Genomic DNA, 16308 nt, shown 5'->3' on the forward strand with positions numbered 1-16308 from the left:
CCCAACTTCCTTATTATATTTTTTAATCAAAAAAAGAGACTGTTTATAGGAAACAGTCTCTTTTATTATTTATTTCTTCAGGCACTTTTCAAGGAACTGATCCTGTTCCCATAAAAGGTGGAAGATATTCTCTTTAGCCTGGTATCCGTGGGCTTCTTTCGGAAGAAGAACCATTTTTACCGGAGCTCCAAGATTTTTCAGTGCCTGGAAGTATCTTTCCGTCTGCAATGTAAATGTTCCCGGATTGTTATCTGCATCCCCATGAATCAAAAGAAGCGGTGTCTTCATTTTGTCTGCATGCATGAACGGAGACATCGTGTTGTAGATTTCCGGAACATCCCAATAGTTTCTCTGTTCACTCTGGAACCCAAATGGTGTCAAAGTTCTGTTATAAGCACCACTTCTTGCAATTCCACAGGCAAAAAGGTTAGAATGTGTCAGAAGGTTTGCTGTCATAAATGCACCGTAAGAATGTCCCCCTACAGCCACTTTTTTTCTGTCGATATATCCTAAATGATCTACGGCATCAATAGCAGCAGCAGCATTGGCTACCAACTGAGGAATAAAAGTATCATTAGGTTCCGTTTTTCCTTCTCCTACAATCGGGAAAGCTGCATTATCTAAAACAGCATACCCTTTGGCCGTCCAATATACAAAAGAGCCATACGTAGGAAATGTAAAGTCATTATCATTTTGAGTACTCTGCCCAGCAGTATCCTTATCTTTATATTCTCTAGGATAAGCCCAGATTAATAAAGGTAGTTTTTCTTTCTTTGCCTTTCTGTCATAGTTTGCAGGTAAATAAAGTGTTCCCGTTAGGCTAACACCATCATTTCTCTTGTAAGTAATCACTTCTTTGTAAACGTCTTTGATACTTTCAAAAGGGTTTGCAAAATTGGTTACGGCTTCTGCTTTATTAGATTTAATATTCTTTTTAAAATAATTCGGATATTGACTCGGCGATTGCTGAGTTGTCAGAATTTCTCCTTTTGAAGGATTTAAAATATCTACAATCCCTTCTTTGGCATTTTTAAGATCAGAGGTATAAAGTCTTTTCTTTTTCAATGATTTAATATCCATTTCGTCAATAAAAGGGTGCTGCCCATCTTTGGTAAATCCATTTCCGATAAGATAGGCTTTTCCGCCTTTCATATCGATTACAGATCTCCCATATTGGTTTTTCGTTGTATTAAAATTTCCAGGATCACTGTAAACATCCTGATAATTTCGGTCATCGAAAACTTTAGATTCTCCACTTTTAAGATCCAGCAGGTAAGATTTTGTATTTCTTGTATCATACCAGCCTTCAGAAACAATAGCATAATGATCATTAGTCCAGGTTACGTCCTTATATCTCTGCTTTGTTTTGAAGAAAGACTTCGGAGCCACTGTAAACGGAGCTTCCCAGGTAAATATCTCGTCTCTGTACTCTGCTGTTTTAGACTGATCTCCTCCATCCAAAGCTTCAGCATAGGTGAGAGTAGCCGGAGCGTCACTTCTCCATGTCATTTCTCTTTTCCCGGTTCTTACGGAGGAGAATCCTTTTGGCATGATTTCATTCAAAGGAACGTCATTTACTGTTTTTACAGCATTTCCTTTCATATCATACACTATTGTTGTTGATGGAAATCTACTGAGGGGTACAATATAGGAGAATGGCTTTTTAATAACGGTAGCCAACAGGTAATTTCCGTCCGGAGATAAACTTAAGCCGGCATACATATCCTGATCTTTCAGTTTCTTAAGATTTCCTGTAAGATCTACATTATAAATTTCAGAAGCAGTAAGGGTCTCAAAGTTCTTTTCGTCCTGAGGATTTTTCAAAAGATCCTGATAAGTCCTGTTTTGGGAAGCCTTACCATCTGCTGTTGAAACAATCGGGCCTGTCGGAAGATCTTCGTTTGCATTGATAAGAGCAGCTCTGTTTTGTGGAAGTGTTCTGATCAGGAAGCTTTGAGAGTCATTATACCATATATAAGGCATTCCTAAATTAGCATTCAGATTATCTGCTGTAATTTTTTTGGCGGACGCTGTTTCCATATCTACAATCCAAAGCTCTACCCCTTTAGCAGTTGTATTGGTAAAAGCCAGTTTCTTTTCATCCGGTGAAAACGAAAGATAGGCAATTTTTGAATTGGAAGGTAAATTTTTAACCTGAATCTCATTTTTATCATTAAGCTTTCTGATCTTCAGATTATTGGAGTAGATCATGCTGCTTGAAATATTTGTAACCGGATTGATTCTAAGTCCACCAAGTTTCATTTCATTCTGACTGAGGTCTTCCAATGTTTTATATGTAGGGCGATACGTAAACACAACCCAGTCTTTTTTGCTGTTCATCAGAACACTTGGAGGTCTTTCATAATCTGCGAGTCTTAAAATCTCAGCAGAAGGTTTCTGATAGGTAATATTTTCCTGTGCATCATAAAAATTGAGAAATGCCAGAAGGCAAATAGTCAGTTTTATCTTCATATAAATTCATTTTCTACGAATGTAGTGAATTTTAAAATAATTTTAACATTGATAAATAAGACTCCTTTTGGTGTCATAATTATTTTTTTATTACATTTATCTTACAAATTAAAATAATATGAAAAATTTAAAAAAATTATCAAAAGGAAATTTAAAAATGATTAACGGAGGAAGTGCTCCATTATGTGATGCAGGCTTTATGGCTTGCAGAGTAAGAGATGAAAACAGAGCCCTGATCTGGGAATGCTTACCTAACTGCAATTATTAGTAACGGAAAAGGCACTTCATTTTCTGAAGTGCCTTCTTTATTTTGTATGGTTGTAAGATTACCAGTCTGAAGCTCTTTTTCTTCTTTCAATCATATGATCTACTGAAACTTTTCCTGCTCCAATTACCATAAGCAAAAGATAAACAGAAAGATAGATAAGGCTCATTTCTCTTTTTTCGAATGGATCTGCTCCATGAACTACAAAACCTGCAATGATCATTGTAAAGATTAAAAATCCCAGAGCAACTCTTGTAAAAAGCCCTAATATCAGGAGTATTGAACATACAAATTCAGCAAAAACCGTAAGAATCAATGACACCTGTGGTCCTAATCCCATAAAATCAAAAAACTCTATTTTACCACCAGCCAATAGCATCTGAAGCTTTGGAAAACCATGAGAAAGCATGGCAAAACCAACAAACACTCTTACTGCCAGTAAAATAATATCTTTAGGTATTGAGCTGAAATTTGAATTATTATAGTTCATGTACTAAAAAATTTATACTAAGGTAGTAAAAAATCTTTTAATACAACGGGATTACAAGCTATTTTAGTCTATCTGTAACCGAAATTTTTAAGATCTCTATCGTTCTTTCTCCAGTCTTTTTTCACCTTTACAAAAAGGTTTAAATGAATTTTTTTGGTGAAAAACTTCTCAAGGTCTAACCTGGCTTCAGTTCCAACTTTTTTAATAGCTTCTCCTTTGTGCCCGATAATAATTCCTTTTTGGGTATCTCTTTCTACATAAATAATAGAGTCTATAAAGATAATTCCTTCTTTCTCCTTGAACTGTTCAGTCACTACTTCTACAGAGTATGGAATTTCTTTATCATAATTTAAAAGAATTTTCTCACGAATTGTCTCATTAACGAAAAATCTTTCAGGTTTATCCGTATACTGATCTTTATCGTAGTAAGGCGGATTCTCAGGAAGCAAAGATTTTATTTTAGGTAAAATAACTTCTGTATTAAAAGCATTCAATGCAGAGATAGGTAAAATCTCAGCCTTTGGAATTCTGGCATGCCAATCTTCTACCAATTTTTCAAGACCTGCCTGATCTGTCTGGTCTACTTTATTTAATAGAAGAAGTACAGGAACAGGGATTTTATTCAATTTATCAATTAAAAATTCTGATGGTTCTGCTTTATCGGTAACATCTACAATAAATAGAAAAACATCAGCATCCTGCAAAGAGTCCTTTACAAAATCCATCATTTTCTCCTGCAGTCCGTATTTTGGATCCAATACTCCTGGAGTATCAGAAAATACAATCTGAAGATCATCTTCATTATAAATACCAAAAATTCTGTGGCGGGTTGTCTGAGCTTTCTGCGTTACAATCGCCAACTTCTCTCCCATCAATTGGTTAAGCAAGGTCGATTTTCCCGCATTGGGCTTTCCAACTATATTTACAAATCCAGCTTTGTGCATAAAAATAATATTACGAACTGCAAAGTTAGTAAAACAAAATTGGTCTTTACGGTTAATCTTAACAATTAAAAGAAAAAAGAGAGTTATGTGCTTAAATATATCGTGAGGAAAGGAAATTTACAGTGAACAGCAATTGCTGGGCTAACTCTACCCCGTCAAAAAATTATTTGAATTTTCGGCACCCTCCAGAGGAAGGGAATTTGCTCTTTCCTTGGCAATTTTGACGATAAATAAGTTGAATTCGGAAGAATTTTGAATATACACATAGTAATATTTATTATAAAAATTACCTGATAATTTTGTATTGCATTACTTAAAACTGATATTTTTGACTATTAGAATTCATCTTTATGAATATAGACCAGATTCTTGATAAGGTTTACCTTCTTCCTGAGACCTCAAAAAACAGTTTAAAAGAGCATATCACCGAAGTTTCCCATCCTAAAGGCTTTTGTCTGATGGAGGCTGATAAAGTGATTCCTTATCTGTATTTTATCCGGAAAGGGATTGCACGTGCTTATTCTTCAACAGCTGACAATGATATTACTTTCTGGTTCGGAAGCGAGGGACAATGTATTCTCTCGATGAAAAGCTACGTGGAGGACAAACCCGGTTATGAAAGCATCGAATTACTTGAAGACTGCGACCTGTACAGAATGGAAACAGAAAATCTAAGGAAACTGTTCAATGAAGATATCCATATTGCCAACTGGGGACGAAAGCTGGCAGAAGCAGAGATGATAAAATCCGAGGAACTGATTATTTCCAGACAGTTCAAAACGTCTTTGGAACGTTATAAAGATATTATTAATTATCAGCCTGACTTACTTAAAAGAGTTCAGCTCGGTTATATTGCGTCTTATCTTGGAATTACGCAGGTGAGTTTAAGTAGAATTCGGGCGGAGATTAAATAAATTTAAAGATTTAAGAATTGAAATATTTAAAAATTCTTATGTTTTGGGTAAAGCCAAAGGAATGATCATTTTCTTTTGAAATGGGACTAAAGTCCACTCCTATTGATATAACCATTTTTTTCCTCAAGCTTCCATCTTTCTTTCTTAAAAACCATCTTCATTTTTTAACAATTGTAAAATTTTTTCTCCTGTCAAATTCTGAAATTTGCAGTAGTAAAATTTTAAAAAATGAATTGGTTAATATTAGTTATCGCAGGATTATTTGAAGTTGCCTTCGCATCATGTCTGGGAAAGGCAAAAGAAACATCAGGAACTGAAATGTACCTGTGGTATGCGGGTTTCCTGGTAACAATGACAATCAGTATGCTTTTACTGATCAAAGCTACCCAAACCTTGCCTATCGGTACTGCTTATGCGGTATGGACAGGAATTGGGGCTGTGGGAACTGCTTTAATGGGGATTATTTTCTTTAAGGATCCTGTAAGCTTTTGGAGAGTATTTTTTATTGTAACGCTTATTGGTTCTGTGGTAGGATTAAAGGCTGTTTCTTCCTCACACTAAAAAGCGCATAAACTTCTATCTATATTTAAAAATGGGAACCGTCTTCGTATTGAAGGCGGTTTTTGCGTTTCTATTTTTATTTAATCTAATGGAATTGAGAAGGACAAAATTCTTTTATCTTTGTGAGAAACTTTTAACCTATGAAAAAAATTCTATTCCTTTTAGCAGGTGGCTTACTGACTGCCCAGCAAACCTCCGAATTACTTTCCAATAACTGGTATATTTCCAAAATGGTAACAAGCAGTGGCCAGACTACCAATACACCTTTAATAGATAATGGAGTTCCCGCAACTACATTTAATTCGGCAGGAGGAACAAGCTATGTTATTAATTCCAGATATTACAATACTTCCATAATGGGTTTCGGGATTATGCCCGGAAGCAACAATCTTATCAAAACATCAAGCGCATGTACTCTTTTGTTTTATAACGGAGGAAATGCAGCGCCTGTTCGTGCTTATGATCAGAAAAACTGTGATATTTATGGTTTAGGAGCTTATGCCTCAATATACAGTTACCAAATTACAACCAACGGAAGTGTAAAAACTTTGGTGATTACAGATCCTTCAGGAAACAAAATTTACTATAACAATACTGACCAATTGAGCACTAAAGAAACTGCTGCAGTAACGAAAAATTTTAAAGCATACCCCAATCCTGTAAAAGAGGTTTTACAACTTGAAAATATTGAGAGAAACCTTCCCCTTAAGATTTACGATTTATCAGGAAAACTGGTATTTGAAACTACAACTAACAGCAATAAAATATCAATTGATACAAGCAGTTTACAGCAAGGGCAATATATCGTAACGATAGAAAATTATAAGTCCTACCCTTTTGTTAAAGAATAAAAACAGAACATTTCATATATATAAAAAACCGTTTCAGCTATTGAAACGGTTTTTATTTTATTTTTTATAAACTACAGGTAAGATTTCATTATGTCTTAACCCGAATTTTTTTATTTCTTCTTCAGAGAATTTCTGTGAATAGAAGTTGGGGTCTATTTCGAAGCCTGCCTTTCTTAAGCGGTCAAAATAATCCATTCCGTACCAACGAACATGATCGTACTGTCCGAAATGTTTCTGACGTTCTTTTGGATCTTTAATCGTGAAGTCTTCGTAGGTTTTCTCCAATGAATTTTTCATCGGAACCTGAAGAATTCCCCATCCGCCAGGTTTCATTACCCTGTAAAGCTCGCTCATTGCTTTTGCATCGTCTTCAATATGTTCCAGAACATGATTACAGAAAATGATATCAAAACTGTCATTTTCAAAAGGTAAATCCAGAATATCTGCTTTCACATCTACAATAGGAGAATAGAGGTCTGCAGATATATAATTCAGATTGCTCATTCTCTTGAATTTCCTTAAAAATTCCTGTTCGGGAGCAATATGCAGGACTTTATAATTCTTAATGAAAAAATCAGTTTCATTCTGAAGATACAGCCACATCTGACGGTGTCTTTCCAAACTTAACGTTCCCGGAGAAAGTGCATTTTCTCTTTGTTTTCCATATCCATAGGGAAGGAATTTTCTATAAGATCTTCCATCAATAGGATCAAAGAATTTGTCACCTTTGAAAAACTGATAAATAAGCGGTCTTGCCCAGATACTCATTTTAATAAGCATAGGGCGTGGAATTTTATTCAGTAAAAGCTTAGTTACCTTTTTCATTAAAAATCCAGTTGGAACTGCTTTTCTTCATCACTTACAATCCCTAAAGCTTCGTATACATAATCAAATGTAGAAAGCAATACCGGCTTACCATTGATCACAGCTACATCATGTTCGAAGTGAGCAGAAGGCATGTTATCTAAAGTCGTTACTGTCCAGCCATCATTATGGAACTTCACTTTTTCGGTTCCCATGTTCACCATCGGCTCAATTGCAATTGCCAAACCGTCTTTAATTACTTTTCCGCTTCCTTGTCTTCCGTAGTTAGGAACCTGTGGATCTTCGTGCATTTTTCTTCCCAATCCGTGTCCTACAAGCTCTCTTACTACTCCATACCCTTCTTTTTCACAGTGTGCCTGGATTGCATAGGAAATATCTCCTATTCTTTTTCCTCTGACAACCTGCTCAATTCCTTTGTATAAAGATTCTTTGGTAACCTGTAGTAATTTTTTAACCTCAGGTTTCACTTCCCCGATTTCAAAAGTATAGGCATGATCTCCTACGAAACCGTTAAGAATAACTCCACAGTCTACGGAAAGAACATCTCCTTCTTTTACGACATCCTTGTTTGGGAAACCATGAACTACCTGCTCATTCGGAGAGATACAAAGAGAATTCGGGAATCCACCGTATCCTAAGAATGCAGGTTCAGCACCATGATCTTTAATAAAATCATGAGCCAGTTTATCTAAATATAAGGTAGTAATCCCCGGTTTAATTTCTTTTGCCAGCATTCCCAATGTTTTAGAAACCAGTCGGGCACTCTCCTTCATCAGACGTAATTCGTCTATCGTTTTTAATTGAATCATTGTATATAGATGTTAGATATTAGATGTTAGAAGCTAGATTACAGCGTTATGCTTATTTTTACTTCTTATCATCTACTGAACTTTCTATTATAAATTATAAAAGACCAAAAGCACTTGATATTAAAAAACTAACCTTTAATATCTGGCTTCTAATTTCTATTTTACCAAAAAAGTCCTTTTTTCTTTTCTTTTTTAAGTTTTGAATAGGCAAGAACTTCTTTTCCTTCAACACGGAATTCTATTCTTTCCTGAATAATATTGTAGATCTCACCCCATCCCGGAAATCCTCCTAAGTTTCTGTCATCAATAAACCAATCTGCATCTAATTTTCTGGACTGATTTTCAGGATCAAAAACTTCTCCTTCAAAACTTGAGTTCACAGAATAAAATTCTATTCCGTTTTTTTTACAGAATTCTACCGCTTCATCTAATGTTTTTCCGTGTCTGTATGTCCAAAGTATCAATCTGAAACCTTCAGACTGAAGTCTTTTCAAAGTTTCGAATGCAAAAGTTTTCGGTTTTCCAATTGCCGGGTAAGCATCATCAACAATAGTCCCGTCAAAGTCAACAGCAATCTTCTTATTATTTAACATTTTGTTGTTTTTTTAGCTTTGCAAAGATAAGAAATAAAAAGAGTGCCAAAAAGAAAGGCACTCAATACTTTTATATTTTAAGATCTTATTAGCTTTTTACCCAGCTAAACTGGAACTGAAGATCAGGAGTAGACACTCTGTCTGTAATCTTCTGAAGTCTTGCAGGAAGCTTCATCAGGTATTCCTGAGCTTTTTCTGCTTTTTCTGTAAGTCCTTTTACGTGCTCAATTTTCCATTCATCTAAAAGGTCTTTCATAATATTGATGTAATCCTGACCTGTGTAGACCATACATCTTTGTGCAGCATCTGAAAAATGTCCCCAAAGTTCACCGGCTTTCTGTCCGGACTGTCTCATTAAGTGAGCAGGCATTACAATTTTCTTACGCATCATATCTTCGAAGGCAAGAATCATTTCTGAAGGATCTACCTCAAGGATTTTTGCTACGAAATGCTTGTATGCTTTAGCGTGTCTTGCTTCGTCTGCAGCAATAACACCGCACATTTTTGCTAATTTTCCGTTTCCGGATTGTTTTGCCAATGTTCCTACTCTTCTGTGAGAAATATTGGTTGCTGTTTCCTGGAAGCTTGTATAAATAAAGTTTCTGTATGGGTCCATACTTGTTCCCAAATCGAATCCGTCATTGATAAGGTATTGAGTTGTGATTTCCACTTCTCTCATGTTTACTCTTCCGCACAGATAAAGATATTTGTTTAATAAATCTCCGTGTCTGTTTTCCTCAGCAGTCCATGCTCTTACCCAATTCGCCCAGCCTACTTTTTCTTCCTGATTGATACCGTCAACACCCATCAACCAAGATTCATAGGAAGGAAGTGCTTCTTCTGTGATACAGTCACCGATCAATGTTACAAAAAGATCATAAGGCATTTCGCGGGCAAAAGTCTGAATTTCTTCTAAGTCATGTTTGAACTCATCGCTTGAAGGATCTGGTAAATAATCGGAAGGCTGCCAGATTTTTTCAATTGGCGTTAAAAATTTATCAAGAAAAGAACCTACTTCCTTTTCCAATAATCCCATTACTTCTTTCCTAACAAGCTTTTGATACATTTTACTATTCAGTTTTAATTTACAAAGATAAGATTTATTTATTATTTAACGCATAATAAAGTATGCAAGTCATACCTTATCTGACATAAATCATAAAAAAAATGCCGCTGCAAAAGCATAACGGCATTTTTTTAACAATATTATTGAATATTAATTAACCAAAACTTCTCCAGTCATTGCATCTGGTATTTCAACGCCCATTACTTTAAGAATGGTAGGGGCTACATCCCCCAGTTTTCCTGGTTTTAAATTCCATGTGTGGTCTTTATCCATAACGATAAAAGGAACGAGATTCGTAGAATGCTGGGTATTAGGAGTTCCATCTGCGTTGATCATAACATCAGAATTTCCGTGGTCAGCAAGAATGAAAACAGCATATCCGTTTTCATAGGCAGCAGTAGCTACTTTTTCAATGCACTGGTCTACCACCTCAGCAGCTTTTACGGCAGCTTCAAAAACGCCTGTGTGTCCCACCATATCTGTATTGGCAAAATTTAAACAAACAAAATCAGCTGTTCCCTGCTCCAGTTCCGGCACGATAGCATTGGTGATATCATATGCTGACATTTCCGGCTTCAGATCGTAAGTAGGAACGTCTTTCGGGCTTGGGCAAAGAAGTCTTTTCTCTCCTGCAAATTCCTCCTCTCTTCCTCCTGAAAAGAAGAAAGTAACATGCGGATATTTCTCTGTTTCTGCAATTCTGATCTGGGTTTTTCCATTTTTTTCAAGAATTTCACCCATTGTTTCCGTCAGTACATTTTCATCAAAAACTACCTGTACATTCTGGAAGGTTTTATCATAGTTCGTTAATGTGATATAATAAAGGTTAAGCTTTTTCATATCATATTCCGGGAAATCTTTCTGAGAAAGAACTTCCGTAATCTCTCTACCTCTGTCTGTACGGAAGTTGAAACAGATTACAACGTCATTATCAATGATTTTTGCCACTGGTACTACATTTCCTGTAGCCGTAGTATTCATGAGAATAATTGGTTTCAGGAATTCATCAGTAACGTTGTTATCATAAGAAGCTTTGATAGAGGCCAATGCGTCTGTTGATGGCTCTCCAACTCCTTCTACAAGGGCATCATAAGCCAGTTTTACACGCTCCCATCTTTTGTCTCTGTCCATCGCATAGTATCTTCCTACCACTGTTGCCAGTTTTCCTGTAGTAGCTTCCATATGCTTCTGAAGTTCATCGATAAATCCTAATCCTGAATGTGGATCACAGTCTCTACCGTCGGTAAATGCATGAACAAAAACGTTCTCATTCAACCCGAACTCTTTTGCAGCAGTCAGTAATCCTTTTAAGTGATTGATATGTGAGTGTACACCTCCATTGGAAACCAACCCGATAAAGTGTACTTTTTTATTTTCTCTTCTAGCATATTCAAAAGCATCCTGGATCACTTTTTCCTGGCCCAGTGTTCCGTTTTCAACGGCCATGTTCAGTTTTACCAGGTTTTGGTAAACTACTCTTCCGGCTCCCAGGTTCATGTGTCCCACTTCAGAATTTCCCATCTGCCCGGCAGGTAAACCTACAGCCAATCCACTTGCTTCAAGCGTAGTATGTGGAAATTTCTGGTAACAGCTGTCTATGAATGGTGTGTTTGCTTTATCTATTGCAGAAACGTTAGGGTTTGTTCCCAATCCCCATCCGTCAAGAATGGCCAGTATTGCTTTTTTCGACATTTTATAAAACTTTTGTTAGACAAATTTACCTAATTTCCTATGAATAGAAGAATTTGAAGGCTCGAATTTTATGGATTGCTGATCATCAATTCATTACTTTTAAAATCACAATATATAAAAGTGGTTTAATTTATTCGTTTTCAATCCCTGTCAAAGTTTAAAATCTTTAATTGGTGAAAGGTCAGTCAGTTATTGTCTTTTTAAAATAAACCTGTAATAGACATATATTGTTCCAAATAATATCATTGAAACACCTGAAACTAGATTAGTATTATCTAAAGCAAACACTACATTAATAATAAAAAAAGTAAGTAAATAAATTACTATCAATGTAATTACAGATATAGTTAGTAATCTCATATTTTAAAATTTAAATGTTCATCTTTTTGTTTTATCACAGAACTTTTTTGTCAATTTATTAACGATCTTAAAATAATCCGTGTCTTGGCAAATCTACATATCTTTTTATAAAATTTCACCTCTATTTCCCTTCATTAATCAGTAAATCTTTTTAATTTTGCAGTATGGATTTACGAGATCAATTGAAGAATCTTTTTCCTGATCATGAAGAGCAGGATTTTGAGATGCCTGAAGAGCAATTCAAGCAGAAAGAGCCTTTGGTATGCAAATTTGAGAAAAAAGGAAGAAATGGTAAGCCTGTAACGATTGTTGAAGGCTGGGAAGGCAGTGAGGAAGACCTGAAAAAAATCTCAAAGAAAATAAAAACCACCTTGGGTATAGGCGGCTCTGAGAAGGATGGAACGATTATCATCCAAGGGGATAACCGTGATAAAATCATGAATATCCTTAAAGAAATGGGATATAAAACCAAACGTGTTGGCGGATAGTTCTAGAAATAGATCTGGGTCTCCGGCAGTAAGGTTTTTAAGTTTTCAATGGTAGATTTTTCTATAGGATTTCCTGTAAGAATCAATGTCTTCAGATTTTTAAGCTGTTTGATTTCTACAGGAATGTCTTTCAGATTATTATTGGCCAGATTCATGCTGACGATATTTTTCAGCCCTTTTACTTTGGGTGACAGTTCTGTAATATTATTTCCACTTACATTCAAAAATTCCAGATTCTTTGATTTGAAAAGATTTTCCGGAAGTTTTATGATCGCATTCTGCTGCAGTTCAAGATATTTTAAATTTTCAGGAAAAGACAAATTTCCAAGGTCATTGATCTGATTATCTGATAGGTTCAGGAATTTCAGATTTTTGATCTGATTAAGTCTGTCCGCAATAAAGCTGATCTGGTTTCCCTGAAGGTTTATTTCTTCCAGTGTCGGAATTTCCATAAGAGCTTCGGGAAAAGTATTCAGATTATTGGCATCAAAATGTACCACTTTTAGGTTCTGAAGTTTTGCAAGATTAGGATTAATGCTTGTCAGGCTGTTCAGATTCATTGAAAAAGTGGTCAGTTTCTTCAGATTACTTACCTCATCGGGGATATATTTAATGCTGTTTTCATTCACATTTAAAATTTCCAGTTCTTTTAAAGCAAAGAGTTCATGGTCCATTTTCTCAAGCTTATTGGCCATAATATTCAGAAAGAATAATGAATTCAGTTTTACGATCTGAGGAGGAAGATTAAAAAGGCCTTTCTCTCTGAAACTCATGCTGTACACTGTTTTTTCACTCTTTAGAGCCTCTTCAATATTAGTAAAAGTGGGATACTTCACCGGATCAATCTGTGCTTTGATCTGAGAAAGTGAGACTATGGAAATCAGTAAGAAAAGCTTTTTCATAAAAATAAAAGGTCTGCCAGCAACCAAAGCTGCCGACAGACAAGAATTATAAATAATTTATTTCTTTAAAAGTTTAACTGTTTTCTGGAATCCTCCTTCTGCTTCAATATTTAAAACTAAAACTCGTGATCCTTCCAACTGCTGCGTGAAATCAAGGTCCAATACTTTGTTGGTCCCGTTGAACTTCTTTGTATAAACAATTTTCCCGTCCATGCTGTAAGCTGTTACAGAAATATCTTTCAATCCTTTTACAGAATTGATTTTCACGATTCCTGAAGTTGGGTTTGGAGCTACTGTTACTGTATTTTCTTCAATTTTACTATCAATAGTTCCTAAAGTTCCTTCAACTCCCAGGTTGCTTTTAAGGGCAATTACAATTGTTGCTGATTTTCCTTTATAATCAATTGTATTTCCTGTTGCATCCACATCTGTAGAAATGGTTGAATCCGGATGCTGAATAGAGAAGAAACCGAATTTGTGATCAGGGGTAAATGTCAATCCTGTAGGTTCTGAACCAGCCGGCATAGAAGCAAATAATCTTACTTTAGGATTAGCCTGTGTATGATCCGGAGCAATGACCCAGATATAGTTTTTTCCTCCATCCTGAAGTACCCAAAGGTTTCCAAGCTCATCGAAAGTAAGGTTGTCATTTCCGTCTCCCCAAGCTTCAGATTTCATTCCCTGAGCAGTATTGAAAGAATATACAGAAGAACCTCCTCCTACAAATGTTTCCACCTGAGAAGCGGTAGTTCCGTTATCCTGTAAACGATATACTCTGTCTAATCCTTTTGCAGTAAAATAGATTCTGCCATCCAGAGGGCTGATATCAACATCTTCAACTCCATTGAATTTTGTTCCGCCTAATGACAACGCATTGGTATTGGTATTGTTCTGGTCAACTTTAGTTTTGTTCGGAACCTGAATCCATGTTGCTGTAGTTCCTGCCGGATCTCCTGCAGCCGTTAATCCCTGATCCAGTTTCAACACATAAAGGTTTCCTGATGAAAGATCATTTGGAGTATCCATTACATATTTGTATACCATGTGAGTTCCACCGTCTTCTCCATAATATGCTATAGTTCCTGCATTATTGATCACTACATTTTCGTGGTTCATGATTCCCATCTGCCATAGTTTTCCTTTGGAACCGTCAGCATTTTTAGAAATAACCTGTGCTGTTGCAGGATCAATTTCTACTAACCAACCGTAATCTTTGTAACCATCATTATTCACATCATTGGAAGTAACAGATTCTTCAGCCGTCACCACAGTTCCCCAAGGCGTAATTCCTCCTGAACAGTTTCTGATCGTTTGTACCAAACTTGGAGCTGAGAAACTTACCGCTCTTGATTTGGTCAGCTGCCAAAGTTTTGAAGTCGCGTTATAGTTAATCTCTGCCATGGTAACTCCTCCAGGATTGGTTTCATGGTTTACAGAAAGATATCCGTTGGTACTGCTTCCTGTTTTTGGAACATAAGCCGTAAAGTCATTCTGACCACCTACCAATCCTCCGCCTTCAGTATAGTTGTCTCCTTCTTTTAAAATCAGCTGGTATTTGTGCTCAGCAGGGATAATTAATTTATTAGTCTGTGCGGTAGGAACAATGGAAGTAAAGCAGCTGATGTGTGTTCCGTTACAAGCTACAGGGATAGTTGTATTGGTAGTTGTTTTCAGATAAGCATCAATTCTTAAATCTGAACTGGTTGTACTTCTGTTATGTAGTTCAATAGAAAATCTGTTAACACCGTTTACAAATTTTGACTTTGGAATAGAGAAAATGTTATAAACGCTCTCTGCTGCCCCATCAATGGTAGTACTGGAGAAAGTATTGAATGTTACAGCACCCGCAGGCATATTGTCTCTTACGACTTCTTCTCCGTTAAGGTATACAATAATACCGTCATCTCTCATTACTCCAAGTTCCATAGTATCGGAAAGTGTTGAAAGATCTACTGTAAAATCTTTAGCAAAATAAGCAGTTGTAAGTCCTGAGTTGATTGTCGTTGTTACAGGATCTCCATATCCTAACGGGCCGTTTCCAACTGCCCATGTTGAAATGTCATACGTCTGAGCATTCCATCCGGCTGGCTGCGCCTGGTTGTTATCTTTGTAGCTCCATGACGCATTCTTATTGAATATCAGAGTCTGCGCCTGAAGACCAGAACTGGCCAGTATAGCCAAAGCTCCCACTGTTAGTAGTTTTTTCTTCATTTTTTATTTGATTTATTAGACCCTGCAAAACTATTTTTTTAGAACTTTTTCTCTGTTAATAGGATTTTAAATCTAAAACGCCCAATATTAACTTATCAAAAACCTAATGTTAAGGGGATTAATTTTGTGTTAAGTAATCCGGGATACGAGGTTCGGGATCTCGGGTTGGAAGTGAAATGCAATTATTTTATTTACTAATTGTTACCAAACAAGATCTATTAAACACGATAAATCTGCCAGAAAAGAGAAATTTTTATTCGAAACATGAGTATTTTAGAAGATAATTTATTTTCAAAACGAGCTTTATTCTTATCTCTTAAAACTTTATATTTGTTATTATGATTGACACAGCTATGCAAAATAAAAAAATACATCAGGGCAGAAATATCAAACGTTTCCGTGAAATGCTTGGTATCAAGCAGGAAGCTTTAGCTTTTGAATTAGGTGACGACTGGAATCAGAAGAAAGTCTCTCTTTTGGAACAAAAAGAAACTGTAGAGTCTGATGTTTTGATGCAGGTAGCTCAGATTTTGAAGGTTCCGGCAGAAGCAATTGAGAATTTTGATGAAGAACAAGCGATAAACATCATTTCTAATACAGCGTCTTTTGATAATTGTCAACAACCAGCCTTTTTTAATAACCAACCCACCTTTAATCCCCTTGACAAAATGGTTGAACTTTACGAGCGTATGCTGAAACAACAGCAGGAAATGATTGATAAGCTGGAAAAGCTGATCCAAAACAAATAAACAGACAGGTTGATCCGATCTGTAAAACTTTAGGCTAAATTCTGAAACCAGCGTAGGTCACATTATACAAGTTTCAAAATTTAGCCTATTGTATTAAAACATATCATTCCTACCGA

16 protein-coding genes are annotated in these 16308 nt (G+C 36.0%); 6 read left to right on the plus strand and 10 right to left on the minus strand.

What is annotated here, in order from left to right; all coding sequences use genetic code 11:
• Positions 1-69: 69 nt before the first annotated feature.
• The gene (locus REB14_RS19715; RefSeq protein ID WP_079241437.1) at positions 70-2472 is read right to left on the minus strand and encodes a S9 family peptidase; all 2403 of its coding nucleotides are present in this window, start codon (positions 2470-2472) and stop codon (positions 70-72) included.
• A 118-nt stretch (positions 2473-2590) separates the two neighbouring features.
• On the opposite strand from REB14_RS19715, the gene REB14_RS19720 reads away from it, so the two are divergent.
• A complete protein-coding gene (locus REB14_RS19720; RefSeq protein ID WP_309523051.1) occupies positions 2591-2740 on the plus strand; it encodes a bacteriocin-like protein in 150 nt (49 codons plus the stop codon).
• A gap of 58 nt (positions 2741-2798) precedes the next feature.
• Here REB14_RS19720 and REB14_RS19725 read toward each other — a convergent pair whose 3' ends face one another.
• Both REB14_RS19725 and era read right to left on the minus strand, forming a co-directional pair.
• The gene (locus REB14_RS19725; protein WP_034696730.1) at positions 2799-3227 is read right to left on the minus strand and encodes a DoxX family protein; all 429 of its coding nucleotides are present in this window, start codon (positions 3225-3227) and stop codon (positions 2799-2801) included.
• Positions 3228-3295: 68 nt separating this feature from the next.
• A complete protein-coding gene (era, locus tag REB14_RS19730; RefSeq protein ID WP_079241436.1) occupies positions 3296-4171 on the minus strand; it encodes a GTPase Era in 876 nt (291 codons plus the stop codon).
• A 350-nt stretch (positions 4172-4521) separates the two neighbouring features.
• Here era and REB14_RS19735 point away from each other — a divergent pair, with 350 nt between their 5' ends.
• The 3 genes from REB14_RS19735 (at position 4522) to REB14_RS19745 (ending at position 6497) form a co-directional block, all read left to right on the plus strand.
• Positions 4522-5085, plus strand: coding sequence for a Crp/Fnr family transcriptional regulator (locus REB14_RS19735; protein ID WP_079241435.1), 564 nt, complete (start codon positions 4522-4524; stop codon positions 5083-5085).
• 228 nt (positions 5086-5313) lie between these two features.
• A complete protein-coding gene (locus REB14_RS19740) occupies positions 5314-5646 on the plus strand; it encodes a DMT family transporter (protein ID WP_034696733.1) in 333 nt (110 codons plus the stop codon).
• A gap of 140 nt (positions 5647-5786) precedes the next feature.
• The gene (locus REB14_RS19745; protein ID WP_309523052.1) at positions 5787-6497 is read left to right on the plus strand and encodes a T9SS type A sorting domain-containing protein; all 711 of its coding nucleotides are present in this window, start codon (positions 5787-5789) and stop codon (positions 6495-6497) included.
• Between the two features lie 57 nt (positions 6498-6554).
• Here the strand turns inward: REB14_RS19745 and REB14_RS19750 are convergent, their stop codons facing one another.
• The 5 genes from REB14_RS19750 to gpmI all read right to left on the minus strand — a co-directional run bounded on the left by REB14_RS19750 (position 6555) and on the right by gpmI (position 11482).
• Positions 6555-7322 carry a class I SAM-dependent methyltransferase gene (locus REB14_RS19750; protein WP_034696735.1) on the minus strand — a complete coding sequence of 256 codons (768 nt, stop codon included), beginning with the start codon at positions 7320-7322 and terminating at the stop codon, positions 6555-6557.
• Positions 7322-8131, minus strand: coding sequence for a type I methionyl aminopeptidase (gene map, locus REB14_RS19755; RefSeq protein ID WP_309523053.1), 810 nt, complete (start codon positions 8129-8131; stop codon positions 7322-7324). The genes REB14_RS19750 and map overlap by 1 nt, the downstream gene beginning before the upstream one ends.
• Before the next feature lie 161 nt (positions 8132-8292).
• The gene (locus tag REB14_RS19760; RefSeq protein ID WP_034696738.1) at positions 8293-8724 is read right to left on the minus strand and encodes a BT0820 family HAD-type phosphatase; all 432 of its coding nucleotides are present in this window, start codon (positions 8722-8724) and stop codon (positions 8293-8295) included.
• Between the two features lie 88 nt (positions 8725-8812).
• On the minus strand, positions 8813-9790 hold the full coding sequence (locus tag REB14_RS19765; protein WP_034696739.1) for an acyl-ACP desaturase: 978 nt from the start codon (positions 9788-9790) through the stop codon (positions 8813-8815).
• Positions 9791-9940: 150 nt separating this feature from the next.
• Positions 9941-11482 (minus strand): 2,3-bisphosphoglycerate-independent phosphoglycerate mutase, encoded by a 1542-nt coding sequence (gpmI, locus tag REB14_RS19770; protein ID WP_309523054.1) that lies wholly within the window; start codon positions 11480-11482, stop codon positions 9941-9943.
• 524 nt (positions 11483-12006) lie between these two features.
• Here gpmI and REB14_RS19775 point away from each other — a divergent pair.
• The gene (locus REB14_RS19775) at positions 12007-12330 is read left to right on the plus strand and encodes a translation initiation factor (RefSeq protein ID WP_034696743.1); all 324 of its coding nucleotides are present in this window, start codon (positions 12007-12009) and stop codon (positions 12328-12330) included.
• 2 nt (positions 12331-12332) lie between these two features.
• Here the strand turns inward: REB14_RS19775 and REB14_RS19780 are convergent, their stop codons facing one another.
• Positions 12333-13232, minus strand: a complete 900-nt coding sequence (locus REB14_RS19780) for a leucine-rich repeat domain-containing protein (RefSeq protein ID WP_309523055.1) — start codon at positions 13230-13232, stop codon at positions 12333-12335.
• Between the two features lie 57 nt (positions 13233-13289).
• Positions 13290-15443 (minus strand): alkaline phosphatase PhoX, encoded by a 2154-nt coding sequence (locus REB14_RS19785; RefSeq protein WP_309523056.1) that lies wholly within the window; start codon positions 15441-15443, stop codon positions 13290-13292.
• Between the two features lie 338 nt (positions 15444-15781).
• On the opposite strand from REB14_RS19785, the gene REB14_RS19790 reads away from it, so the two are divergent.
• A complete protein-coding gene (locus tag REB14_RS19790; protein ID WP_079241430.1) occupies positions 15782-16192 on the plus strand; it encodes a helix-turn-helix transcriptional regulator in 411 nt (136 codons plus the stop codon).
• Positions 16193-16308 lie beyond the last annotated feature (116 nt).

The organism is Chryseobacterium metallicongregator, assembly GCF_031324065.1.
Lineage (GTDB): Bacteria > Bacteroidota > Bacteroidia > Flavobacteriales > Weeksellaceae > Chryseobacterium > Chryseobacterium metallicongregator.